This is a genomic window from Streptomyces sp. NPDC002463 (assembly GCF_042889835.1).
Taxonomy (GTDB): Bacteria; Actinomycetota; Actinomycetes; order Streptomycetales; family Streptomycetaceae; genus Streptomyces; species Streptomyces nymphaeiformis.
In genome coordinates, this window is sequence record NZ_JBIARL010000019.1 from 79,383 (window position 1) to 102,154 (window position 22,772).

The 22,772-nt window shown below is 73.6% G+C and carries 21 protein-coding genes and 1 pseudogene; 10 read left to right on the forward strand and 12 right to left on the reverse strand.

Annotated elements, in window-relative coordinates:
- Nucleotides 1-12 precede the first annotated feature (12 nt).
- The 3 genes from ACFYX3_RS31930 to ACFYX3_RS31940 form a co-directional block, all read right to left on the reverse strand.
- Complete coding sequence (locus ACFYX3_RS31930) at nucleotides 13-2,247, reverse strand: protein kinase (RefSeq protein ID WP_389020783.1); 2,235 nt, start codon at nucleotides 2,245-2,247, stop codon at nucleotides 13-15.
- Nucleotides 2,248-2,291: 44 nt separating this feature from the next.
- The gene (locus tag ACFYX3_RS31935) at nucleotides 2,292-4,649 is read right to left on the reverse strand and encodes an ATP-binding cassette domain-containing protein (protein ID WP_389020786.1); all 2,358 of its coding nucleotides are present in this window, start codon (nucleotides 4,647-4,649) and stop codon (nucleotides 2,292-2,294) included.
- A 66-nt stretch (nucleotides 4,650-4,715) separates the two neighbouring features.
- Entirely contained in the window at nucleotides 4,716-5,744 is a 1,029-nt protein-coding gene (locus ACFYX3_RS31940) for an MsnO8 family LLM class oxidoreductase (protein ID WP_389020789.1), read from the reverse strand.
- A gap of 71 nt (nucleotides 5,745-5,815) precedes the next feature.
- On the opposite strand from ACFYX3_RS31940, the gene ACFYX3_RS31945 reads away from it, so the two are divergent.
- Nucleotides 5,816-6,304 (forward strand): hypothetical protein, encoded by a 489-nt coding sequence (locus ACFYX3_RS31945; protein ID WP_389020792.1) that lies wholly within the window; start codon nucleotides 5,816-5,818, stop codon nucleotides 6,302-6,304.
- 28 nt (nucleotides 6,305-6,332) lie between these two features.
- On the opposite strand, the gene ACFYX3_RS31950 is transcribed toward ACFYX3_RS31945, so the two are convergent.
- Nucleotides 6,333-6,548, reverse strand: coding sequence for a dodecin (locus ACFYX3_RS31950; RefSeq protein ID WP_359512100.1), 216 nt, complete (start codon nucleotides 6,546-6,548; stop codon nucleotides 6,333-6,335).
- Between the two features lie 278 nt (nucleotides 6,549-6,826).
- Here ACFYX3_RS31950 and ACFYX3_RS31955 point away from each other — a divergent pair, with 278 nt between their 5' ends.
- The 3 genes and pseudogenes from ACFYX3_RS31955 to ACFYX3_RS31965 form a co-directional block, all read left to right on the forward strand.
- Nucleotides 6,827-8,077 carry an extracellular solute-binding protein gene (locus ACFYX3_RS31955; RefSeq protein ID WP_389020796.1) on the forward strand — a complete coding sequence of 417 codons (1,251 nt, stop codon included), beginning with the start codon at nucleotides 6,827-6,829 and terminating at the stop codon, nucleotides 8,075-8,077.
- Nucleotides 8,078-8,215: 138 nt separating this feature from the next.
- The gene (locus tag ACFYX3_RS31960; protein ID WP_389020800.1) at nucleotides 8,216-9,028 is read left to right on the forward strand and encodes a GNAT family N-acetyltransferase; all 813 of its coding nucleotides are present in this window, start codon (nucleotides 8,216-8,218) and stop codon (nucleotides 9,026-9,028) included.
- 254 nt (nucleotides 9,029-9,282) lie between these two features.
- Nucleotides 9,283-9,645: pseudogene (locus ACFYX3_RS31965) on the forward strand (lysophospholipid acyltransferase family protein); the annotation flags it as partial.
- A gap of 218 nt (nucleotides 9,646-9,863) precedes the next feature.
- Here the strand turns inward: ACFYX3_RS31965 and egtD are convergent.
- The 4 genes from egtD to egtA are packed head-to-tail and all read right to left on the reverse strand — an operon-like array spanning nucleotide 9,864 to nucleotide 14,174.
- Nucleotides 9,864-10,844 carry an L-histidine N(alpha)-methyltransferase gene (gene egtD / locus ACFYX3_RS31970; protein WP_385663648.1) on the reverse strand — a complete coding sequence of 327 codons (981 nt, stop codon included), beginning with the start codon at nucleotides 10,842-10,844 and terminating at the stop codon, nucleotides 9,864-9,866.
- Nucleotides 10,841-11,593, reverse strand: a complete 753-nt coding sequence (egtC, locus tag ACFYX3_RS31975; RefSeq protein ID WP_389020805.1) for an ergothioneine biosynthesis protein EgtC — start codon at nucleotides 11,591-11,593, stop codon at nucleotides 10,841-10,843. Before egtC ends, egtD begins: the two co-directional genes overlap by 4 nt.
- On the reverse strand, nucleotides 11,593-12,918 hold the full coding sequence (egtB, locus tag ACFYX3_RS31980) for an ergothioneine biosynthesis protein EgtB (RefSeq protein ID WP_389020809.1): 1,326 nt from the start codon (nucleotides 12,916-12,918) through the stop codon (nucleotides 11,593-11,595). The genes egtC and egtB overlap by 1 nt, the downstream gene beginning before the upstream one ends.
- Nucleotides 12,915-14,174, reverse strand: coding sequence for an ergothioneine biosynthesis glutamate--cysteine ligase EgtA (gene egtA / locus ACFYX3_RS31985; protein ID WP_389020812.1), 1,260 nt, complete (start codon nucleotides 14,172-14,174; stop codon nucleotides 12,915-12,917). The genes egtB and egtA overlap by 4 nt, the downstream gene beginning before the upstream one ends.
- Before the next feature lie 201 nt (nucleotides 14,175-14,375).
- Here egtA and ACFYX3_RS31990 point away from each other — a divergent pair, with 201 nt between their 5' ends.
- From ACFYX3_RS31990 to ACFYX3_RS32000, 3 genes are all read left to right on the forward strand, one after another.
- Entirely contained in the window at nucleotides 14,376-15,206 is an 831-nt protein-coding gene (locus tag ACFYX3_RS31990; RefSeq protein WP_389020815.1) for a TIGR02452 family protein, read from the forward strand.
- Nucleotides 15,207-15,291: 85 nt separating this feature from the next.
- Nucleotides 15,292-15,462, forward strand: a complete 171-nt coding sequence (locus ACFYX3_RS31995) for a hypothetical protein (protein ID WP_376593079.1) — start codon at nucleotides 15,292-15,294, stop codon at nucleotides 15,460-15,462.
- A 178-nt stretch (nucleotides 15,463-15,640) separates the two neighbouring features.
- The gene (locus tag ACFYX3_RS32000; RefSeq protein ID WP_376593077.1) at nucleotides 15,641-15,856 is read left to right on the forward strand and encodes a hypothetical protein; all 216 of its coding nucleotides are present in this window, start codon (nucleotides 15,641-15,643) and stop codon (nucleotides 15,854-15,856) included.
- A 59-nt stretch (nucleotides 15,857-15,915) separates the two neighbouring features.
- On the opposite strand, the gene ACFYX3_RS32005 is transcribed toward ACFYX3_RS32000, so the two are convergent.
- The 4 genes from ACFYX3_RS32005 to ACFYX3_RS32020 form a co-directional block, all read right to left on the reverse strand.
- A complete protein-coding gene (locus tag ACFYX3_RS32005; protein WP_376593075.1) occupies nucleotides 15,916-17,337 on the reverse strand; it encodes a flotillin family protein in 1,422 nt (473 codons plus the stop codon).
- Nucleotides 17,338-17,420: 83 nt separating this feature from the next.
- On the reverse strand, nucleotides 17,421-17,651 hold the full coding sequence (locus tag ACFYX3_RS32010; RefSeq protein ID WP_030692315.1) for a hypothetical protein: 231 nt from the start codon (nucleotides 17,649-17,651) through the stop codon (nucleotides 17,421-17,423).
- A gap of 14 nt (nucleotides 17,652-17,665) precedes the next feature.
- Nucleotides 17,666-18,373 carry an alpha/beta fold hydrolase gene (locus tag ACFYX3_RS32015; RefSeq protein ID WP_389020823.1) on the reverse strand — a complete coding sequence of 236 codons (708 nt, stop codon included), beginning with the start codon at nucleotides 18,371-18,373 and terminating at the stop codon, nucleotides 17,666-17,668.
- An 87-nt stretch (nucleotides 18,374-18,460) separates the two neighbouring features.
- Nucleotides 18,461-19,714, reverse strand: coding sequence for an MFS transporter (locus ACFYX3_RS32020; protein ID WP_376593071.1), 1,254 nt, complete (start codon nucleotides 19,712-19,714; stop codon nucleotides 18,461-18,463).
- Nucleotides 19,715-19,869: 155 nt separating this feature from the next.
- Between ACFYX3_RS32020 and ACFYX3_RS32025 the strand changes: the two genes are divergently transcribed.
- From ACFYX3_RS32025 to ACFYX3_RS32035, 3 genes are all read left to right on the forward strand, one after another.
- Nucleotides 19,870-20,904: a LacI family DNA-binding transcriptional regulator gene (locus ACFYX3_RS32025; protein WP_382660672.1), complete on the forward strand. Its 1,035-nt coding sequence runs from the start codon at nucleotides 19,870-19,872 to the stop codon at nucleotides 20,902-20,904.
- 257 nt (nucleotides 20,905-21,161) lie between these two features.
- Entirely contained in the window at nucleotides 21,162-21,431 is a 270-nt protein-coding gene (locus ACFYX3_RS32030; protein ID WP_389020830.1) for a hypothetical protein, read from the forward strand.
- Between the two features lie 142 nt (nucleotides 21,432-21,573).
- On the forward strand, nucleotides 21,574-22,761 hold the full coding sequence (locus ACFYX3_RS32035) for a thiolase family protein (protein WP_382660674.1): 1,188 nt from the start codon (nucleotides 21,574-21,576) through the stop codon (nucleotides 22,759-22,761).
- Nucleotides 22,762-22,772: the final 11 nt, after the last annotated feature.

The following is a 22,772-nucleotide window of genomic DNA, read 5'->3' on the forward strand; positions in this document are numbered from 1 at the left end:
GGGGGAGGCGGGTCAGGCGCCGACGGCGTAGGGGTCGAGGGAACACCAGCCACGGTCCGTCTGGGCGAACACCAGGGCGCCGGCCACCAGGAAGTTCCACGCGTCGCCGCCGGCGCGCTCCGAATCCGATGGCAGGGCGAACCGGCTCACCACCGCGTGCCGGGTCAGGTCGACGACGACCCCCCGGGCACCGCAGAGGACGTACGCCCGCTGGCCGGTCACGATCGGCGGGGGGTCTTCCTGGCCGCAGGTGATGCCCAGGGGGACCTGCCAGACCGGTCCACCCTGTTTCGTCACGTCGACCTCGGAGAACGAGGCGCTGGGACGTTGTGTGACCACGAGCGCGTACATATGGCGGTCGGACACCGTCGGCGACCGCAGTGTGGTGTCGGTCAGGACGGCCGTGGGTCCGAACTGGGGGTCGATGGACTGGACGAGGTATCCGGGCTCGTCCTCCTGCGGGGAGGAAATGTGGCACACGTAGCTTCCGAAGTCGCGCTGGAGCCGGACCACGGACAGACGGAGAGGATCGCAGGGCCTGCTGAGCCGCGTCGTGCGCAGGGGCGCGCCGTCAGCGGCGGCGAACACGTTGACGCGGTCGGTGACGAGCGCGTCGGCAGCTGTGGCGTTCTCGGCGGACAACGTGACCACCGCGCCGTCGGCGACCCGGATGTGGCTTCCGCCGTAGAGGGAGTGGGAGACGGGACGCCGCCACGCCTGCCGCCCGTCTCGTGGATTCACGGCGAGCAGGGTGCCGTCGACCAGGGACGCGTAGGCGCGAGCGGCGTCAGCGGTCAGCTGGAGGGGCTTCTCCCGCGTGGGGAGGGTCCAGCGGGCACCGCCGTCGGCGAGCCGGAAGCCCTTCAGGGCCTGTGGCGTCGGCACGACCACCATGCCGTCCACCACGGCCGGGAATTCTCCGCGATTCAGTACGACCCGTACGGACCACAGCTCCTTGCCCGTCGCCGCGTCGAGGCGGACGAGGCGCGTCGGCGTGTTCCCGCTCGTACGTGAGGTGCATACGAGTGAGGCATCGACGAACACGCAAGGGCCGAGGTCCGAGCCGGCGCTCCACGCGCGCCATCCTTCCGGGCGTCGTTGCGGCGTGTCGGCGTACGAGAACGGGGCGGCAGGGGCGCCGCCTTCCACGGGGAGGTAGGCGGTGGAAGCAGTGAGGTCCGCGATCGAGGGCAGGCGGGGCGGAACCGTCGGTCCCGCCCCGGTGCTGGTCGGGGACTGTGAGCCGCGCGTCCCTCCGACCGCGTCCGGCGTCGTCCCGTCCGGCCACACCGCGTACGCCCCCGTCCCCGCCACCAGCGCCACCGCCGTCGCGAGAGCCACCAGCAGGGGCCGTCGGCGTGGGTGTCGGTGGGGACGTGAGGTCTCCGTGGGCGCGGGCGGCTTCTCGGCGACGCGCAGCTCAGGCCGCGCCCCCCACTCCGCCTCCGGCGCCGCCCGGAACGCCCCCAGCAGATCCTCCGGCCCCGGCCGTTCCCCCGGCTCCTTCGTCAGGCACCACTGGACGATCTCCCGTACCGTCCCGGAGAGTTCCGCGATCTCCGGGGGTTCGTGGACCACGTTGTACGCCGTCATGTACGGGCTGCCCGCGTCGAACGGCCCTCGGCCCGTCGTCGCGTAGACGAGGACCGCGCCGAGCGAGAAGACGTCCGACGCCGGGGTGACCCGGTGCGGGGTCGAGAGCTGCTCCGGGGACATGTACGGGGGCGTGCCGAGGATCCGGCCGGTGACGGTCAGCGTCTGGTGGTCGGGCGCGCGGGAGATGCCGAAGTCGATGACCCGGGGGCCGTCCTCCGTGAGCAGGACGTTGTCGGGCTTCAGGTCGCGGTGGATCACCCGCACCTGGTGCAGTTCGCGGAGTGCCTCGACGAGCCCCACCGCGAGGACCCGCAACTCCGTTCCGGACAGCGGGCCTTCCGACTCGACCCGGTCCCGGAGGGTGCGCCCGGGGACGTACGCCGTCGCCATCCACGGCCGCGCGGCATCCGGGTCCGCGTCGACGACGGGCGCGGTGAAGGCGCCGCTGACCCGGCGGGCCGCCCGTACCTCCTGGCGGAAGCGCGTGCGGAACTCCGCGTCCGCGGCGAACTGCTCGTGCACGATCTTCAGCGCCACCGGCCGCCCCGACTCGGACCGGGCCAGGAAGACGGTGCCCATGCCGCCCGAGCCGAGCCGGTCCAGGAGGACGTGACCACCGATCTCGCGTGGGTCGTTGTCCCGCAGTGCCACGTCGTCCCCGTTCCCCCGGCTGGTGTGCGGGAGAGCGTACCGGGTCAGCCGCCCAGCACCCTCGCGAGGTACGGGGCGGTCCGGCTCTCCGGGGCCGCGGCGACCTCCGACGGCGGGCCCGCCGCGACGATCCGGCCGCCCTGGTCGCCGCCGCCGGGGCCGAGGTCGAGGACCCAGTCGGCGGTGGCGACGACGTCCATGTCGTGCTCGACGACGATCACCGAGTGCCCGGCGTCCACGAGGCCGTGGAGCTGGCGCATCAGGACCTCGACGTCCGCCGGGTGCAGACCGGTCGTCGGCTCGTCGAGCACGTACGTGGTGGGGGAGCGGTGCGGCCGCTGGAGCTCGGAGGCGAGCTTGATGCGCTGCGCCTCGCCGCCCGACAGCTCGGTGGCCGGCTGCCCGAGCCGCAGATACCCGAGGCCCACGTCGAGGAGGGTGCGCAGGCTTCGCGCGGCGGCGGGGGTGTCCTCGAAGAAGGAGGCGGCCGACTCGACGGTCAGGTCGAGGACCTCGGCGATGGTGAGGCCGCGCAGCCGCACCTGGAGGGTCTCGGGGTTGTAGCGGGCGCCGTGGCAGTCGGGGCAGGGGGCGTACGTACTGGGCAGGAAGAGGAGTTCGACGGAGACGAAGCCCTCGCCCTGGCAGGTCTCGCAGCGGCCGCCGGGCACGTTGAAGGAGAAGCGGCCCGCCTTGTACCCGCGCGCCCTGGCCTCCTCGGTCTCCGTGAACAGCTTGCGCACGACGTCGAAGAGGCCCGTGTACGTGGCGAGGTTGGAGCGCGGGGTACGGCCGATCGGACGTTGGTCCACCGTCACCAGACGGCCCACGCCCGCCACCTCCTCGGTCAGCGCGTCGACGAGGGTGGACTTCCCGGAGCCCGAGACGCCCGTGACCGCGGTGAGGACACCGACCGGGAAGGCCGCGTCCACCGCCCGCAGGTTGTGCCGGGTGACCGGCCCCGGCCGCAGCCAGCCCGCCGGCTCCCGTACCGTCCGGTCGGGCGCGGGCCCCCGGTCGAAGAGGAACCGCCGGGTCGCGGAGGCCTCGACACCGGCGAGACCGTCCGGCGGCCCGCTGTGCAGCACCCGCCCGCCGTGCACGCCGGCGCGCGGGCCGACGTCCACGAGCCAGTCGGCGTGCCGGACGACGTCGAGGTGGTGCTCGACGACGAAGACCGAGTTCCCCGCCGCCTTCAGCCGGTCGAGGACCACGAGCAGGGCCTCGGTGTCGGCCGGGTGCAGCCCGGCGGAGGGCTCGTCGAGGACGTACACCACGCCGAAGAGGCCGGAGCGCAGCTGGGTGGCGAGCCGTAGCCGCTGGAGCTCGCCGTTGGACAGGGTGGGGGTCGCGCGGTCCAGGCTCAGGTAGCCGAGGCCGAGTTCGGTGACCGTGCCGATCCGGGCGACGAGGTCCTCGGTGAGGACGCGTGCCGTCTCCGAGACGTCCCTCTCCGTCGCCGCGGCCGTCGAGAGGAGACCGGACAGGGCGGTGAGCGGCAGCGCGGCGAGCTCGGCCACGTTCCGCCCGGCGAAGGTGACGGCGAGCGCCTCGGGCCGCAGCCGGCCGCCGCCGCACGCCGGGCAGGGCGCGCTGGTGAGGAAACGCTCCGCCTTCGTCCGCAGGGTCGGGCTCTTCGAGTCGGAGTAGGTGCGCAGGACGTAGCGGCGGGCGCTCATGTACGTGCCCTGGTAGGGGCGTTGGATGCGGTCCGCCTCCCGCACCGGGTGGACGGTGACGACCGGCTGCTCGTCCGTGAAGAGGATCCACTCCCGGTCCTTCGCGTCGAGCTCCCGCCACGGCCGGTCGACGTCGTGGCCGAGGGTGTCGAGCACGTCCCGCAGGTTCTTCCCCTGCCAGGCGCCCGGCCAGGCGGCGATCGCACCCTGACGGATCGACAGGCTCGGGTCGGGCACGAGGAGTTCCTCGCTGGTGTCGTGGATCAGGCCGAGTCCGTGACACGAAGGGCAGGCGCCCGCCGCCGTGTTGGGGGAGAACGCGTCGGAGTCGAGCCGCTCCGCACCCTCCGGGTAGCGGCCCGCCCGGGAGAACAGCATCCGCAGCGAGTTCGAGAGCGTGGTCACCGTACCGACGGAGGACCGGGCGTTCGGCGAGGAGCGGCGCTGCTCCAGGGAGACCGCCGGCGGCAGCCCGGTGATCTCGCCGACCGCGGGCGCCCCCACCTGGTGGATGAGCCGCCGCGCGTACGGGGCCACCGACTCGAAGTAGCGGCGCTGCGCCTCGGCGTAGATCGTCCCGAAGGCCAGCGACGACTTGCCGGAGCCGGAGACCCCGGTGAACACGACGAGCGCGTCGCGCGGGATGTCGACGTCGACACCGACGAGGTTGTGCTCGCGGGCACCTCGGACACGGACGTACGGATCGTGGGGGGCGTCTTGCATGGGGCGACTGTATCGAATGGTCCGCGTTTGCCCTGGTCGTGCCCGTGCGGCCGCGCCCCCGACCCCTCAGGCACCCCGCGGCGTCAGGCCGACCGCCCGGGCGAGACGGCGGTACGAGTCGCTCAGTGCCGTCCGGTCGTACGTGCTCGTGGTGACCAGGACCTCCTGCGCCCCCGTCTCCTTCACCGCCCGCTCCAGCCCCTCGGCCACCTGCTCCTCCGTGCCGTGCAGGTGCCCGTCCAGCCCCGACTCGTAGAAGCCGCGCTGCTTCTCCGTCATCGACGTCATCGCCGTCTCCTCGATCCGCTCGGGCGCGGCGAGCGGCGGGAAGACCCCGCGCGTGCGCGAGTACGCGAGCGACCAGGCCTCCGGCATCAGCAGCCGCCGCGCCTCCGCCTCGGTGGCGGCCACCGCGACCGTCCCCGCGACGACCACGTACGGCTCGGCCGCCCACGGGGACGGGCGGAAGGCGGCGCGGTACGTGTCGACGGCCGCGAGGAGCCGGTCGCGGCGGCGCAGGTCGCCGATGACCAGGGGAAGTCCTGCCGCCGCGGCGATCCCGGCGCCCTCCCCGGTCGCGAGGACGAAGGGCGGCACCCGCAGCCCCTCGGCGGGCCGGGCGTGCACCTGCGGGTGGGCCGCCTGTTCTCCGGTGAACCAGCCGAGGAGCTCGGTGAGCTGCTCCGCGAACCGGTCGGCGTCCTCTTTAGCCCGGCCCAGGGCCCGGCGGATGCCGTCCGTGAAGCCCACCGAGCGGCCGACCCCCATGTCGATCCGGCCGGGGAAGAGGGCCTCGAGCACACCGAACTGCTCGGCCACGACGAGCGGCCGGTGGTTCGGGAGCATCACCCCTCCCGTACCGACCCGGACGGCGGAGGTCGCGGCGGCGACGGCGGCCGCGAGCACCGTGGGCGCCGATCCGGCCACCCCGGGCACACCGTGGTGCTCCGACACCCAGAAGCGGTGGTAGCCGAGGGCCTCCACCTCCTGGGCGAGGCGCACGGTGTCGCGCAGCGCCTGGGGGGCGTCCTCGCCCTCCCGGGTGCGGGACCGGTCGAGGACGGAGAAGCGGATGCCGTCGGGGAAGGTGCTCACAGAGGCTTCAACGCGCGCGACGGGCAGGGATTCCCGGGGAGGGCTCCCGGCGTTCCTCCTACGCTGGGCCCGTGACATCGGACAACAGGCCCCTGGCCGTCTTCGACCTGGACAACACGCTCGCCGCGACCGCGCACCGCCAGTACTTCCTGGAGCGCAAGCCCAAGGACTGGGAGGGCTTCTTCGCGGCGGCGCCCGACGATCCGCCGCTGGAGGAGGGCGTCGCGCTGTGCCGCGAGGCGGCGGAAGAGTGCGAGGTGGTCTATCTCACGGGGCGGCCCGAGCGCTGCCGCCGGTCGACCCTGGAGTGGCTGGCCGCGTACGGGCTCCCCGAGGGTGACGTCCACATGCGGCGCAACCGGGACTTCCGGCCGGCCCGGGTGACCAAGGTGGAGATCCTGCGCCGCCTCGCCGCCGACCGCACGGTCGGGATGCTGGTCGACGACGACATGGCGGTGTGCGACGCGGCGGAGGAAGCGGGCTTCCGTGTCGTACGCGCCCGCTGGGCGGAGCCCTCCGAGGCGCTGAGGGAGGCTCAGGAGAAGGAGGGCCGCACCTGACGGGTACCGGCGCGCGTACCGGCGCCGGTCAGGTCTCGTCCTCCAGGCGGAAGCCGACCTTCAGACCGACCTGGTAGTGCTCGATCGCGCCGTCGACGAGGTGGCCGCGCACCTGTGTGACCTCGAACCAGTCGAGGCCCCTCAGGGTCTGCGACGCGCGCTGGATGCCGTTGCGGATGGCCTCGTCGACGCCCTCGGTGGAGGTGCCGACGATCTCGGTGACGCGGTAGGTGTGATTCGACATGGGGGCCGAACTCCTCTCGGTGCGGTCCCTCCACGGTGCCCCAGGGCGCGTCGGCGCGCGACACGACGGGGGCCGTGCGACTCATGAGTAACTACCGTGGGTAACGGAAGAGGCCGTCCGTCCGGACGCGGAACGAGATCGTCAAGGACTTGACCATCTCGTTGGTCCAGACCAGAATCCAGGCCACATACCCGCGCGAACACCCCGTTCGGTCCCCCCATGCCGGGTCAGCCCCCCATGCACGACCCTGTGCTGAGCCTGAGCAGAAGGTGACCCACGTGAAGAACCGCTATCTCGCCTGCCCCCTGGCCGCCACCACCGCGCTCGCCCTCGCGGGCTGCGGGATGCTGCCGGGCGGCGACGGCGGGACGAAGACCGTGAACGTCTGGCTCATGCGGGACAGCGTCAGCGAGGACTTCCTCACGCGCTTCACCGAGGCGTACGAGCAGGAGCACGCCGGGGTCGAACTGAAGTTCACCATCCAGGACTGGACCGGCATCGGGAAGAAGGTCACCGAGGCCATCCAGGGCTCCGGCGGCCCCGACGTCATCGAGGTCGGCAACACCCAGGTCGCCCAGTACGCCGACACCGAGAAGCTCTTCGACCTCACCCTGGAGTCGGTCCGCGACCTCGGCAGCCAGGACTGGCTGCCCGGTCTCGCCGAGCCCGGCAGCATCGCCGGAGCCCAGTACGGCATCCCCTGGTACGCGGCCAACCGCATCGTCATCTACAACAAGGACCTGTTCGACGACGCCGGCATCGACAAGCCGCCGGCCACCCGGGCCGAGTGGCTCGACGACACCGAGAAGCTCGACAAGAACGGCTCCCAGGGCATCTACCTCGCCGGACAGGACTGGTACACCCTCGCCGGCTTCATCTGGGACGAGGGCGGCGAACTCGCCGTCGACAAGGGCGGCCAGTGGACCGGCGCGCTCGACAGCCCGGCCGCCCGGCGCGGCATGACCTTCTACAAGAAGCTCCAGGCCCTCGGCTCCGGCCCGAAGAACGCCGACGAGCAGACCCCGCCCCAGGCCGACGTCTTCGCCAAGGGCGACGTCGCCCAGCTCATCGCCACACCCAGCGCCGTCGCCGCCATCCTCAAGGCCAACCCCGACCTCGAGGACAAGCTGGGCTACTTCCCGATACCCGGCAAGAAGGCCGACCGGCCCTGCGCCGTCTTCACCGGCGGCTCCGACCTCATCATCCCCGAGAACGCCCCCCAGCGCGGCGCCGCCCTCGACGTCGTCAAGGCGCTCGCCGGCGAGAAGTGGCAGTCCGAACTCGCCCGCGCCATGGGCTACGTGCCCAACAAGAAGAGCCTCGCCACCGTCGTCGCCGGCCAGGAGGCCACCGCCGTCATGGCGAAGGGCGCCGCACACGGCCGGGCCACCCCCAACTCCCCGCAGTGGGCCGACGTCGAGGCCGACAACCCCATCAAGCCGTACATGACGGCCGTGCTCCAGGGAGAGGACCCCGTGAAGGCGGCCAAGGAGGCCTCGACCGCGATCACGGACACCCTCGCCGAATAGCATTCAGCGTTCGCACACCCGCGAGCCCCCGGACGGTCATGTCGAATCCAGCCGGTGACGGAAGAAACAAGGAGCCGGGCCACCGCTCACGCGGCCCGGTCCCGCCCCTTCCCCTTCCGTCCGCCGGAGGAGCCCGCCATGACCGCACCGACGCACGCGCTCGCCGTCCCCGTCCCCGCGCCCGTCCCCGCACAGCCCCAGGCCCCGGCGGAGCAGCCCGCGCCCCGGTACGTCGTCGGCCTCGCCCGGGACCAGGAGGACGTCCGGGCCGCCCAGCGACTGCGCCACCAGGTCTTCGCCGGAGAGATGGGTGCCCTGCTCGACGGCCCCGAGCCCGGCCTCGACGGCGACGCCTTCGACGCGTACTGCGACCACCTCCTGGTGCGCGAGGAGGGCACCGGCGAGGTCGTCGGCACCTACCGGATCCTGCCGCCCGACCGGGCCGCCGTCGCCGGACGCCTCTACTCCGAGACCGAGTTCGACCTCACCCGCCTCGCGCCCGTCCGGCACGACCTGGTGGAGGTCGGCCGCTCCTGCGTCCACCCCGCCCACCGCAACGGCGCCGTGATCGCCCTCATCTGGGCCGGCCTCGCCCGCTACATGACCCGCACCGGCCACAACTGGCTCGCCGGCTGCTGCTCCATCCCGCTCGCCGACGGCGGCACCCTCGCCGCCGCCACCTGGGACACCGTCAAGGCCAAGCACCTCGCCCCCGAGGAGTACTGGGTCACCCCGCACAAGCTGTGGAGCCCCGACGGCATCACCCGCCCCGAGGGCCGTACGGAGCTCCCGCCGCTGCTCCGCGGCTACCTGCGGCTCGGCGCCTGGGTCTGCGGCGCGCCCGCGCACGACCCCGACTTCGGCACCGCCGACCTCTACGTCCTGCTCTCGATGCGCCGCACCAACCCGCGCTACCTCAACCACTTCCTCTCGCTCGTCCCGGCGCGGTGAACGGGCCCACGGCCCTCTCGCCGTGGCTCCCCACGGCGCCCTGCACCCCGGGCCGCTGCACGGCCCACCCCGAGACCGGACCCGGCCGGCCGGACGAGCGGGCCGGCACGGTGCTCGCCGTGGCCCGGCTGACCGCCGGGATCGGCACCGTCCTCCTCGGCGTCCTGCTCGCCCCGGCCGCGGGGCTGCTCCCCGCGGCCGGGCGCCTCGCCCTCGTCCGGAGCTGGGTGCGGGCCGTGGTCCGCGCCTTCGGCGTGCGCGTACGGTACGAGGGGACGGCCGACGGGCTCACCGGCCCGCTCCTCGTCGTCGCCAACCACGTCTCCTGGCTGGACGTCCCGCTCCTCGCGGCCGTGCTGCCCGGCCGGATGGTGGCCAAGGCGGAGGTCCGTCACTGGCCCGTCCTGGGCCCGCTCGCCGCGCTCGGCGGCACCCTCTTCATCGACCGCGACCGGCTCAGGGCCCTGCCCGGCACCGTCCGGGCGATGTCCGCGGTGCTCGCCGGCGGCGGCCGGGTGGTCGTCTTCCCCGAGGGGTCCACCTGGTGCGGGCGGGCCCGGGGACGTTTCCGCCCGGCCGCGTTCCAGGCGGCGCTCGACAGCGGAAGCGCCGTGCTGCCGGTACGGATCGACTACCGGCCCACCGGGGCCGCCGCGTACGTCGGGGACGATCCGCTGGGCGCGTCCTTGTGGCGGGTCGTCACCGCGCGGCGGATGGTGGCCAATATTCGAATAATGGATCCGATATCCAGTATTCGGTATCCGGACCGCCGAGCCCTGGCGGCCGCGGCCCAGCGGACCGTCGCTCAGTCAGCCACCGCTCGGCCGACCGCTGCTCAGCCGACCGTCCCTCCGCCGACCGTCGCCAGGGACAGCGCGAACCTGCCCTCGCCGTCCGTCCACCAGCGGGACAGCTCCAGGTCCGCCGCCGCCAGCTCCTTCCGTACACCCGCCTGACGGAACTTCGCGGACACCTCCGTCCGCATCTCCTCGCCCGCCGCGAACGGCACCACGAGATCCAGCTCCGGGATCTTCACGGTCAGCGCGCGGCGGGCGCGCAGCCGCATCTCGATCCACTCCTGCTCGGCGTCCCACACCGCCACGTGGTCGAAGGCGGCCGGATCGGCGTCCGCCCCCAGCTCCCGGTCGATCACCGACAGCACGTTCTTGTTGAACGCGGCCGTCACCCCGGCCGCGTCGTCGTAGGCGGCCACGAGCGTCGCCTCGTCCTTCACCAGGTCCGTGCCGAGCAGCAGCGCGTCGCCCGGCGCGAGCATGGAGCGGACCGACCGCAGGAAGGTGTGCCGCTCGGCGGGGAGCAGATTGCCGATGGTGCCGCCGAGGAAGGCCACCAGACGAGGCCCCGGCGTCCCCGGCAGCGCGAGCCCCCGCGTGAAGTCGGCGACGAGCGCGTGCACGCGCAGCTCCGGCCGGTCCGCGAGCAGCGACTCCGCCGCTCCGACCAGCGCGGACTCGGACACGTCCACGGGCACGTACGCGTCCAGACCCGGCAGCAGCGCGTCGATCAGGAACCGCGTCTTCTCGGAGGAACCGGAACCCAGCTCCACCAGGGTCCGGGCCCCGGTCGCGGCGGCGATCTCCGGCGCCCGCGCGACCAGGATCTCCCGCTCCGCGCGCGTGGGGTAGTACTCGGGCAGCCGGGTGATCTCCTCGAACAGCTCACTGCCCCGGGCGTCGTAGAACCACTTGGGCGGCAGCTCCTTGGGGGAGCGGGTCAGACCGTGCAGGACGTCGGCACGGAGATCGGCGCCGGCGGCGTCCGCGGCGAGGGTGCGGGTCAGCTGGAACGGGCTCACGCGGACGGCTCCTTGAGCGGGGTGAGGGTGACTTCGGCGCGGTCGGCGGTGACGAGCGTGTGCTCGGGCACCTCCCGCCAGCGCGGATCGTCGTCGTACGGTTCGGAGGCCACGGCCACCCGGCCGGGGCCCGACAGGTACCAGAGGCTGTTCCGCCAGGCGGTCGCGGCGATCCGCTCGCCGTCGGTGAGCAGCAGGTTCAGCCGGGAGCCGGGGGCCGCGGCCGCGGCCTCCCGGACCGTGTCGGCGAGCGCCGCCCCCGGCGCGTCCCCGGCCCGCAGCCGGTGCAGCACGAGCGCCCAGAGCAGCGCCGAGTCGGTGCGCGCCTCCAGACGCAGCAGCTCCCCGGCCGGCAACCCCCCGGCGAGCGCCGAGACGGAGTCCGGCCACCCCCCGACCGCGCCGTTGTGGCTGAACAGCCAGGGCCCGGCGGTGAACGGCGCCGCCGCGGCCTCCCCGTCGGCGCCGGGGAGCGTGGCCCCCCGGACCGCCCCGAGGAAGGCCCCGGAGCACACCACCCGGGCGAGGTCCGCGAAGGACAGGTCGCCCCAGATCGGGCCGGCCCGCCGGTACCGCGCGGGCACCGGATCCCCCTCGGCGTACCAGCCCACGCCGAACCCGTCGGCGTTCACCACGCCGCTGTCCTGCGTGCGGGGCTCCCAGGACTGGCGCAGCAGCGCGTGCGGCGGCCGGACGAGCAGCTCGCCGAGCGCCACCGGCCCGCCCACGTAAGCGAGATGACGGCACATCAGTCGAGCTCCGCGCTGCGCGCCGTCCGGAAGCCGGAGAAGATCTGGCGCCGCACCGGCAGGTCCCAGTTGCGGAAGGTGCCCCGGCAGGCGACCGGGTCCACCGCGAACGAACCGCCGCGCAGCACCTTGTGCTCGGGACCGAAGAACACCTCCGAGTACTCCTTGTACGGGAAGGCCGTGAACCCCGGGTACGGCAGGAAGTCGCTGGCCGTCCACTCCCACACGTCACCGATCAGCTGCCGTACGCCGAGGGGCGAGGCGCCCGCCGGGTAGCTGCCGGCCGCCGCGGGCCGCAGGTGCCGCTGTCCGAGGTTCGCGTGCTCCGGAGCCGGGTCCGCGTCGCCCCACGGATAGCGCCGGGAGCGCCCGGAGACCGGGTCGTGGCGGGCCGCCTTCTCCCACTCCGCCTCGGTCGGCAGCCGGCGCCCCGCCCAGCGCGCGTAGGCGTCCGCCTCGTACCAGCTGACGTGCAGGACCGGCTCCTCCTCGGGCACCGGCTCCGTAACCCCGAACCGGCGGCGCAGCCACTGCCCGCCGTCGCGGCGCCAGAACAGCGGAGCCCCGATGTCGTGCTCCCGGATCTGCGCCCAGCCCTCGGGCCGCCACCAGCGGCGGTCCGTGTAGCCACCGTCGGCGATGAAGGCGAGGTAGGCGCCGTTCGTGACGGGCGTGGTGTCGATGTGGAAGGCGGGGACGAGACGCTGATGTGCGGGCCGCTCGTTGTCCAGGGCCCACGGCTCGTCCGAGGTGCCCATGGTGAACGGGCCGCCGGGGACGAGGACTTCGGAAGGCAGCGGACCGGACCTCAGGACCGGAGGCGGGGGAGCGGTCAGGGCGGCGGGCCCCTTCCGCAACTGATGGGTGATCAACATCGTCTCGTCGTGCTGCTGTTCGTGCTGGGCGATCATGCCGAACGCGAAGCCCGCGTCGAGCAGCGGCCGCCCCTCCAGCGGGGTGCTCGCCAGGATGTCGAGCACCCGGTTCCGTACGTCGGCGGCATAGGCCCGCGCCTCGCCCGGCGCGAGCAGCGGAAGCGACGGACGGGTGGCGCGCGGATGCTGGAAGGCGTCGTACAGCGAGTCGATCTCGGGACGCAGCGCCTCACGGCCGGCGACGGCCCGCCAGAGCCACTGCTCCTCCTGGTTGCCGATGTGCGCCAGGTCCCAGACGAGCGGCGACATCAACGGTGAGTGCTGAGCGGTGAGTTCGGGTTCCTCCACACAGGAGGTGAGGAGCGCGGTGCGCTCCCGCGCGGTGGTGAGGGCGTCGAGGGCCCGCCGCCGCAAGGCCTCGGGGCCGGTCCCGGTCTCGGTCGCGGTCATGACGTCACCACCTGGAGGTTGTCGGCCGGGCAGCTCCCGGGGATCACGTACCGCTCGTGGAAGGCGGCGACCATCCGCCGCACCTCCTCGCTCGCCCCGATCCGGGGCAGCGCGTCGAGCGCGGCGGAGAACACCACCCGGGCGGCGGCGTGCAGCTCCGGATCGGCGAGCCCGTCACGGGCCGCCGCCTGCCACAGCGGATTGCGCGGGGCGGGATCGGGACCCGCCTGCTCCGCGAGCGGCTTCACCGCCCGGTACACGGTCTCCGCCGCCTCCGGGTCGTCGAACACGGCCGTCGTCACCGCCACCGGCACCATCCAGCCGTCCGGGCCCGGCTGTGCGTCCACCATCCGCAGCTCCAGATGCCCGCGCGGCCGCACCGGCGGGAACAGGGTCGTCATGTGATAGCGCAGGTCGTCGGCATCGGCCGGACGGGGGAGGCCGGTCCGCAGCCACTCCCGGAACGTCAGCCCCTCCGGCACCGCCCACGGCCCCTCCTCGGCCCGTACGCACATCACCGGAGTGTCCAGGACGTGCGCCGCCCACTCCGCGCGCGGCTCGCCGTCCGGCGACGGCGCGAGCGCCCGCCGCGGGTCGAGATCCGTCCACAGCGCCTGCCGCGTGGACCGCCAGCCGGTCCGGCGCCCGCCGTGCACGGGGGAGTTGGCGAAGGCGGCCACGAGCACCGCGCCGAGCAGATGGGCCAGCTGCCAGCGCCGGTGGTAACCGAGCGGTCCCGGTTCCTCCAGGCCGGCGTCGAGGCAGATCTGCACCGAGGCCGAGTCGCGCATCATCGCCCGCCCGGCAGGACCGGTCCGGTCGAGCGCGATCTCCATCGCGTCGTACCGCGGCTCGTGCAGGACCCGGCCGCGCGGCGCGTGCCAGGGGTCCACCCCGTACCCGCTGAGGGTCAGACCGAGCGGCCCGAGCGCCGCCCGCACCACGGTCAGGTCGGCGGCGAGGGAGTCCAGGCATTCCATGAGGGAACCGGCCGGGCGCGAGCTGAGCTCCAGCTGCCCGCCGGGTTCGAACGTGAGCGCCGACACCAGCGGCAGGGCGCGTACGGTGTCCAGCGCGGCCGCGAGCCTCTGCGGCCGTACGGGGAGCCGGGGGTCGCGCAGCTCGTGCACGAGCCACTCCAGCTCCACCCCCACCGTGCGGGGCGGGCCGGTCTTGAAGCAGATACATCGCAGCAGGTCCTCCGCCTCCCCCTCGGTGAGAGGGGGCCCGCCACGCGGTATGCCGCTGGGCGACATCCGTGCACCTCCTGGTCCTCGGGGTCCCCGCGGGGACCCGTCCGATGAGCCGCTGCTTCCACCTAAAGCCACCGCCGACCGGCGTGCAAGAGCGCCCCACCCGCCCCGCACGCGCCCCCTGCGCCTCGGCTCGTCCGAATCTCCCCCCGGCCCCGGAAAACCCTTTGTCCCCGACGGAACGAAACGATCATGCTGGGGAACATGAGTGCACGACTGCGCGCGCTCGCGCGACAGACCGAGGAGATCGTCGCGGCGGGCCGCTACCGGGCCCCCGACGGCCGAACGGTCTCCCTCGCCGAGGACCTGACCGCCGCCCTGTCCGGAACCCGCCTCCACGGCCCCGAGCCGGTCCCGGTCACACCGGACACGGACCGCACACCCACCCTCACGGTCACCCCCGAAAGCAGCCTGGCGGCTGCCCGCCGCATGACGGGCGCCGACCCCACCCGCCCGGTCGCCGTCCTGAACTTCGCCTCGGCCCGCAACCCCGGCGGCGGCTACCTCAACGGCGCCCAAGCACAGGAGGAGGCGCTCTGCCGCTCCTCCGCCCTCCACGCCACCCTGCTGCGCGCCCCCGACTACTACGCCGAGCACCGGGCCCGGCGGGACGCCCTCTACACCGACCGGGTCATCCACTCGCCCGGAGTCCCGGTCTTCCGCGACGACCGGGGCGCGTTGCTCGCCGAGCCCTTCACGGTCGGTTTCCTCACGTCGCCCGCGCCCAACGCGGGCGCCGTCCGCCGCAACACCCCCGAGCTCGCCGACCGGCTGCCCGCCGCCCTCGCCTCCCGCGCCGAGCGTGTCCTGGAGACGGCGACCGCGGCCGGTTACCGACGGCTCGTCCTCGGAGCCTGGGGCTGCGGGGTGTTCCAGAACGACCCGGCGGAGGTCGCGGGCACCTTCAAGGCCCTCCTCACCGGCGACGGCCGCTTCGCCGGCCACTTCGAGGAGGTCGTCTTCGCCGTCCTCGACCGCTCCTCCGGCACGCCGACGCTCGCGGCCTTCCGGCGGGTGCTCGGCGGCAGTGACTGACCCGCTGACATGCGGGTCTTCCGGCCCCGTGCCACGCTGAGGGGACACGGACCACCGTCCGACACCCGTCACGGGAGGCACGATCGTGGGCAAGAAACAGACCCGGACCAACCGGGGAGCCCGTACCGGCGGCCATGAACACCGCACCGACGCGGCTGCGAAGGAGAAGAGCGCGCCGGCCCCCACGAGAGAGGCGTCGATGCCCCTCGTCGAGCACGCGTCCCACCGCAAGGAACGCAAGTTCGGCCACAACTGACAGGACAGCCGCGCGTACGGCCTCCGAGCAGGCCGTACCGTGACCGGCGTCCACCGGCGGGGCACATTCGGGGCAGGTCCTGAATGGCCTCGCCGCCCACGTCCCGTTTCGTCCTCGCCGGGACCCGGTGCGGCCGCGCCGGGCGTGCCCTGTCGCGGCCCGCGTCGTTGAGCCCGGCATGACGATCTTCACGCGCCGCGCGCTCGCCGCCGCCACCGTCGCCGCCACCGCCGTCCTCGCCTCCGCCGGGGCGGCCGCGGCGGACAGCGTCGGCAACAACCTCCCCGGGGTCGGACTCCTGTCGCAGACCTTCGGCAACGGCGACCAGCAGCAGCACAAGGCCGCCGAGACCCTCCCCACCCACGACGCCCTCAACAACCTCACCCTCCCCTGACCGCACGAAAGGGGCCCGGTGCCGACGCGCACCGGGCCCCTTCGTCCTTTCCTCCGTAGTTACTGCCCGTCGCCCACCGGGATCTCCACGCTCTCCTCCGAGCGCTGCGCCGGCGGCACCGACAGCGCCGCCCCGCCCAGCTTCTCCTGCGCAGCCGGGCTCATCGTGGCGAGGAGCTGCCGGGCCAGGCCCAGACCGGTCCCACCCATGGTCAGCGCCTTGGCGAAGACGTCCGCCATGCCGTCGGCGCCGTTGAGCAGCACCATCTGGTCGACGTTCCCGAAGGCGGAGGCGCCCGCGGAGACGATCTCCGGCCACTTCTCGGCCAGCTGCTGCGCGACGACGGCCTCCTGGTTCTCCGCGAGCGCCGCCGCCCGTGCCTTGATCGCCTCGGCCTCCGCCAGGCCCTTCGCGCGGGTGGCCTCGGCGACCGCGAGGCCCTTGGCGTGCTGCGCCGCCGCCTCCGCCTCACCGGTGAGGCGGGTCGCCGTCGCCTTCGCGGCGCTCGCCAGCTCCGTCTCCTTCGCCTCGGCCTCGGCGGCCGAGATCCGGGCGTCACGCTCGGCCGCGGCCAGCGTCCGGGTCTCGTACGCCATGGCGTCGGCCGGCTTGCGGACCTCCGCCTGGAGCTGCTGTTCCTTGCGGTGGCCCTCCAGCTCGGCGACCCGGGTCTCCTGGACGACGACCTCCTGGCGCGAGGCGGCGTCGGCGAGCGGGCCGGCCTGCCGGGCCCGGGCGGAGGCCTGGTCCCGCTCGGCCTGGTAGCCCGCCTGGAGGATCTCGCTGTCGCGGGTCGCCTCCGACATGCGCGCCGCGGCCTGCTGCTCGGCCTCGGTCGCCCGCCGGTTCGCCTCCGCCTGCGCGATCCGCGCGTCCCGCTGGACGGCGGCCGCGTGCGGGGCGGCCAGGTTCTTGATGTACCCGGTGGGGTCCTCGATCTCGTGGATCTGCAGCGAGTCGACGATCAGACCGAGCTTCTCCATCTCCGTGCCACAGGCCGAACGCGCCTGCCCGGTCAGCTTCTCCCGGTCACGGATCATGTCCTCCACGGTCAACCCGCCGACGATGGCGCGGAGATGACCGGCGAAGACGATGTGCACCCGCTCGCTCATCAGCTTCTGCTGGTCGAGGAAGCGGCGGGCGGCGTTGGCGATCGACACGAAGTCGTCACCGACCTTGAAGATCACCACACCGCGGACCTTGAGCGGAATGCCCTGGTGGGTGACGCACTCGACGGACAGCTGCGTCTCGTTGAGGTCCAGCGAGAGCTTCCGCACCGCCTGGACGCCGGGGAGCACGAGGGTGCCGCGGCCGGTGACGATGCGGAACCCCATGCCCGCGCCGAGGCCCTCGTTCTTGTGGTTGGAACCGGAGATGATCAGCGCCTCGTTGGGTTCCGCGACGCGCCACATCATCTTGAACACACCGATCAGAACGGCGAGCGCGCCGACGACGACGCCCGCCAGAATGCCGATGCTCATGGACAAGGTCCCCCTTCACCGGAGCCGTGCGGATCCGGTGAAGGGAGTGTGCGCCCGGGGCGGGCGCGCACTCAACGGTTCGGTCAACTGTCGTACGCGGCTGTGACATAGACGGTGCGCGGAGGGAGATGTTCCATGACCATCACGACCGTGCCGACCTCGATCCGCTCCTTCGGCGAGGCGGGATGCGCGAGGAAGTGCTCGGCGCCGCCGCGGATCCGGACGATCACCTCGCCGACGAGGCCGGGGCCGACGGTGCCGGTCACGCGGCCGAGCAGTCCCACCATCGAGCTGTCCATCGACGTGTCGTCCATGGCTGAACGGTACGTCAGATCCAGCCGTCCAGGGCGGTCATGAACCCGTCGAAGTCGTCCCGGTGGATGGTGTGCCCGGCGCCCTTCACCGTACGGAGCTCGAATCCGCGGTCCGCCAGCATCCGGGCGTGCTCCGGCCGCACCAGGGTGGAGGGATCGGCGAGGGTGACGAGGGAGGGCACCACGGGCCGGGCCGGCCACAGGTCCGTGCCCACGAACGGGGTGAGGCCGTGGGCGCTGCGCTCGTCCCAGTCCCGCACCGACGCCATCTCGATATCGACGTCCTCGTCCGACCAGTGCGGGTTGAAGCCCCTGATCTGCTCCCGGGTCATCGACTTGCCCCGGACGAACAGGTCGGCACGGTAGCCGCAGGGACCGGCCGCCAGGTGCCAGGCCGGGTCGGAGTACACCGCCCGGGCCGGCGCCAGACGCTCCACCGCCCCGGCGAGGACGAGCCCGCCGAGCGAGTGCCCGACGGCCAGGTCCGCGCCGGTGGGGAGGGAGGCGACGAGGTCGTCGGCGTGGTCCTGGGGCCGGTACGCCTCCGGTCCGGCGGCCCGGTCGCTCGCCCCGTGCCCCCGCAGGTCCACGGCGATCACCCGGTATCCGCGCTCCGCGAGCGCCGGTCCGACCCGGCGCCAGGTGCGGTGGTCGGCCATGATGCCGTGGACGAGCAGGGCCGTCCGGTCACCGGATCCCCAGGTGGTCGTGTGCAGGCGCACGGTGCCGCCTCTCCTGCGGTGTTCGGCGGGCGCCGACGGGGGTCGACGCGCGCTGCGGATGGTGCGCGGCGGAACACCGACCGGGGGTCAGCGCACGCTGCGGATGGGGCGCACGGCCAGCGCGCCGAGTACCGACAGTACGGCCGCGACCAGGAAGAGCGCCGTGTATCCGCCACTGAGCGACACGATGAGCGAGGCCACGAACGGGGCGACGATCTGCGGGCCGGCGTTGGCGACGTTGAGGACGCCCATGTCCCGGGCCGCATCCTCGGCCTTGGGCAGCACCATGGTCACCAGGGCGGTGTCGACGGCCATGTAGCAGCCGAAGCCGAGGCCGTTGACGACGGAGAAGGCCAGCATCGCGGGCCAGCTGCTGGAGACGGCCGGGATGAGCAGCGCGACGGCGGCGAGCGCGGCGGAGGCGCCGACGAAGAGCTTGCGGCGGTCGAACCGGTCCGAGAGCCAGCCGCCGAGCACGGTGGAGACGACCATGGCGACGGAGTTGACCGGCATGAGGATGGCCACGGCCTCCTCGGCGCTCAGCCCGGCGGGCAGGTCGGTGTGGTCCTTGAGGATGTACAGCTGGAAGCCGGCCACGGCGAAGTAGCCGAGGATGAGCAGGGCGCGGCCGATGAAGGCCCAGCGGAAGTCGTGGTTCCCGAGGGCGCTGCCGAAGGCCGCGAGCTGCTGCCTGACCGGCAGCGGGGGCTTCGGGGGCATCCGCTCCTCGCGGGCGCAGGTGGTGAACAGCACGGCGGTGGCGGCGACGATCGCGCCGAAGACCAGGTAGCCGGTGCGGTAGTGCTCGGAGAAGGCCGCGCCGACGAGGGCGCCGATCGTGGAGCCGATGGGGAGGCCGAGACCGACGGCCGCCGAGGCCTTGCCGCGTGCGGCCGTCGGGACCCGGTCGGGGACCACGGAGGTGATGGCGGCCTGGTAGATGTTCATGACGGCCTGCCCCAGGCACCAGGCGATGGTGACCAGCAGGATCGTGTGGACGCTGCCGAGGAGCAGCATCACCGGGACGGCGAGCAGGCCACCGGCGAGGATCCACGGGTTGCGGCGGCCCGAGCGGTCCGAGAGGGCGCCCGCGACCGGGTTGAAGACGGTGGCGAAGATCGCGGATATGCCGGAGACCAGGCCGAAGTTCGCCACCTTGCCGGCGGGGTCGATGTCCTCGATCTGGAGCGCGAGGAGCATGCCGGGGACGCCGATGTAGAGGGCGTACATCGCGGTGTTGCCGGCGAGGAGCAGGGGCAGCAGCCCGCGGGTCGGCCGGGGTGCGGCGGGGGAGCCGGGGACGGCGGTGCCGGTGGCGGGGCCGGGGGAGGAAAGGGCCACTTTGCCCTCCTGGGGAGATCGCCCGGTGCGGGGGCGAGAAGCGGATCGAACGGGGAGGTGACACGTGTCAGTGACAGGTGTAAGCATTGTGTAGCACCCCATTCCGGCCATCCGCCAGACCTGCGGCCGGATCGTTCTGGAAAGATGCCGGATCGATGAGCCAGCCAACCGAACAGTCCCCCGAAAGCTCCTCCGGGCGCGCGGTTCCGACCAGCGCCGACGTCGCACGCCTCGCGGGCGTCTCCCGGGCCACCGTCTCGTACGTCCTGAACAACACCTCGGCCGTCCGCATCAGCGAGCCCACCCGGCAGCGGGTGCGCGAGGCGGCCGAGGAGCTGGGCTACGTGCCGCACGCCGCGGCCCGCAGCCTGCGCGCGGGCCACAGCCGCATGGTGCTGATCCCCAGCTCCCACGTCCCCGTCGGACCGCTGTACAGCCAGTTCTTCAACGACTTCCAGTGGGCCCTGCGCCGCCTGGACTACACGGTCGTGCAGTACGGCAGCGTCGGCCTGAAGGCCGGGGAGGCCGCCCGCGCCTGGGCCGAGCTGCGGCCGGTCGCCGTGGTCTCCCTCGGCGAGGTCGAGCTCACCGGGCAGGGCGTCGAGATCCTCAAGCGGTCCGGGGCCCGGGCCGTGATCACCCTCGGCACCCAGCGCGTGGAGGGCACCCACGCCCTCGTCATGGACCAGGGGCGGGTCGGCGAGGTGGCCGCCGAGCACCTCCTGGAGACCGGCCGGCGCCGGATCGGCGTCGTCGTGCCCGAGGAGCCGGGCCTCGGGATGTTCTCCGGACCCCGCCTCGACGGCGCGCGCCGCGCCGCCGAGCGCGCCGGTGCCACCGTCGTGCCCCTGCCGCTGCGGTACGAGGAGGAGTCGGCGGGCGCGCTGGCCGCGCGGTGGCGAGAGCTCGGGCTCGACGGCGTCTTCGCGTACAACGACGAGTACGCGATGCTCCTGATGCGGTCGCTCCAGGACGCCGGGATCTCCGTGCCCGACGAGACCGCCGTCGTCGGCGCCGACGACCTGCTCCTCGGGCGGCTGCTGCGGCCCCGGCTCAGCACCGTACGCATCGACATGGTGCCCGGCCGCGAGCTCGCGGAGCTGGTCGACCGCGCCGTACGGGAAACGGACGCCCCGCCCGTCTCCCGCGACCTGCTCGACTCGCGGATCGTCCGGAGGGAGTCGAGCTGAGGGCCGGCGGGGCCGCCGGTCGCCCGCGGGAGCCGGGCCGACGGTCCGCCGGGATCCGGCACCTGACGCGAGCCGGGTCCAGGGTTCGGCGGGCACGGCCGTACGGCGGGGGTGACCGGAGGCCCGGCGGGCACGGCCGTCCGGCGGGGGCGGGCCGAGGGCGCGCCGCCGGGCCGTCGTCCGGGGCGAGCCGGGCCGACGGTGCGTCGCCGGGCCGCCGTCCGGCGGGAGTCCCGTCGAGCGCTTAGCTTCGGTGCATGAGCACAGTTCCGAAGCGGTTCGAGATCCTGCTGGTGCCCGAGCACGTCGAGGACCGCGGCGGTGCCACCGTCGAGGACAGCGCCGTCCGCACGGCCGTCGTCGAGGCCACCGGCCGCCACGGCGAGTCGGGCTACCCGATCTACGAGGGGCACGGCATCCGGGCCGACATCGACCCCGAGACGGGCGTGGTCGAGGCGCTGCTCGTCGACGGTCACGAGCTCGACTACGGCCTCACGGCCCTCGCGCGCCCCGCCACGGCCCACTGACCGCCCCCGACCTCCCCGGCTTCCGGAAACGGCCCGTTGACACGACGGGCCGCCGGGCAGAGACTCTGCGCGCCCAATGGAGCGAAGATTGCTTCACCAGGCGAACAGTGTCGTTCCGAAGGTCACGTGGGAGAGAGAACCGATGAGCATCCGCGACGTCTACATCGTCGACGCCGTCCGCACCCCGATCGGGAAGTTCGGGGGCGCCCTCGCCTCCGTCCGCCCCGACGACCTCGCGGCCCATGTCGTCCGCGCGCTCGTCGACCGCTCGCCCGCGCTCGACCCCGCGCGCGTGGACGACGTCTACTTCGGCGACGCCAACGGCGCGGGCGAGGACAACCGCGACGTCGCGCGCATGGCCGTCCTCCTCGCAGGCCTGCCGGTCACCGTCCCCGGCGTCACCGTCAACCGCCTCTGCGGCTCCGGCCTCGAGGCCGTCATCCAGGCGGCCCGCGCCATCGCCCTCGGTGACGCCTCCGTCGCGATCGCGGGCGGCGTCGAGTCGATGTCCCGCGCCCCCTGGGTCCTGCAGAAGCCCGAGCGGGCCTTCCCCGCGGGCCATCAGCAGCTCCACTCCACGACCCTCGGCTGGCGCATGACGAACCCGAGGATGCCCGCCGAGTGGACGGTCTCCCTCGGCGAGGGCGCGGAGCTCGTCGCCGACAAGCACGGCATCACCCGCGAGCAGCAGGACGCCTTCGCCCTCGCCAGCCACCGGAAGGCGGCCGAGGCGTGGGCGAAGGGCCTGTACGACGACGAGGTCGTCCCGTACCCCGGGGTGGAGCCGGCCCGCGACGAGTGCATCCGCGACAGCACGTCCATGGAGGCCCTCGCCAAGCTGAAGCCCGCCTTCCGCACCGAGGGCGGTACGGTCACGCCGGGCAACTCCTCGCCGCTCAACGACGGCGCGGCGGCGCTGCTCCTCGTCGACGAGGACGGGCTGCGCGAGACCGGCCGTGAGCCCCTCGCCCGGATCCGTACCTCCGCGGTCACCGGGATCGAGCCCCAGCTCTTCGGCCTCGGCCCGGTCGAGGCGGTCCGCCGGGCCCTGGGGAAGGCCGGGCGTTCCTTCGCCGACCTGACGACCTTCGAGCTCAACGAGGCCTTCGCGGCCCAGTCGCTCGGCTGCCTCGCGGAATGGCCGGAACTGGACCCCGAAATCGTGAATCCTCGCGGTGGAGCCGTCGCGATCGGTCACCCGCTGGGTGCGTCGGGCGCCCGCCTCGCCGGTTCGGTGGCGCACCAGCTCGCCGCGGCCGGCTCCGGCACGGGCCTCGCGGCCCTCTGCATCGGCGTCGGGCAGGGCCTCGCGCTGGTCCTGGAGCGCTGACGCCGACAGGA

Coding starts and splice junctions, on each gene's coding strand:
- egtB (WP_389020809.1), bottom strand. CDS start 12,918: ATGACCGCGACCGAGACCGGGACCGGCCCCGAGGCCTTGCGGCGGCGG.
- ACFYX3_RS32010 (WP_030692315.1), bottom strand. CDS start 17,651: ATGGACGACACGTCGATGGACAGCTCGATGGTGGGACTGCTCGGCCGC.
- egtC (WP_389020805.1), bottom strand. CDS start 11,593: ATGTGCCGTCATCTCGCTTACGTGGGCGGGCCGGTGGCGCTCGGCGAG.
- ACFYX3_RS31935 (WP_389020786.1), bottom strand. CDS start 4,649: ATGCAAGACGCCCCCCACGATCCGTACGTCCGTGTCCGAGGTGCCCGC.
- ACFYX3_RS32025 (WP_382660672.1), top strand. CDS start 19,870: ATGAGCCAGCCAACCGAACAGTCCCCCGAAAGCTCCTCCGGGCGCGCG.
- ACFYX3_RS32005 (WP_376593075.1), bottom strand. CDS start 17,337: ATGAGCATCGGCATTCTGGCGGGCGTCGTCGTCGGCGCGCTCGCCGTT.
- ACFYX3_RS32000 (WP_376593077.1), top strand. CDS start 15,641: ATGACGATCTTCACGCGCCGCGCGCTCGCCGCCGCCACCGTCGCCGCC.
- ACFYX3_RS32030 (WP_389020830.1), top strand. CDS start 21,162: ATGAGCACAGTTCCGAAGCGGTTCGAGATCCTGCTGGTGCCCGAGCAC.
- ACFYX3_RS32035 (WP_382660674.1), top strand. CDS start 21,574: ATGAGCATCCGCGACGTCTACATCGTCGACGCCGTCCGCACCCCGATC.
- egtA (WP_389020812.1), bottom strand. CDS start 14,174: ATGTCGCCCAGCGGCATACCGCGTGGCGGGCCCCCTCTCACCGAGGGG.
- ACFYX3_RS31950 (WP_359512100.1), bottom strand. CDS start 6,548: ATGTCGAATCACACCTACCGCGTCACCGAGATCGTCGGCACCTCCACC.
- ACFYX3_RS31960 (WP_389020800.1), top strand. CDS start 8,216: ATGACCGCACCGACGCACGCGCTCGCCGTCCCCGTCCCCGCGCCCGTC.
- ACFYX3_RS31990 (WP_389020815.1), top strand. CDS start 14,376: ATGAGTGCACGACTGCGCGCGCTCGCGCGACAGACCGAGGAGATCGTC.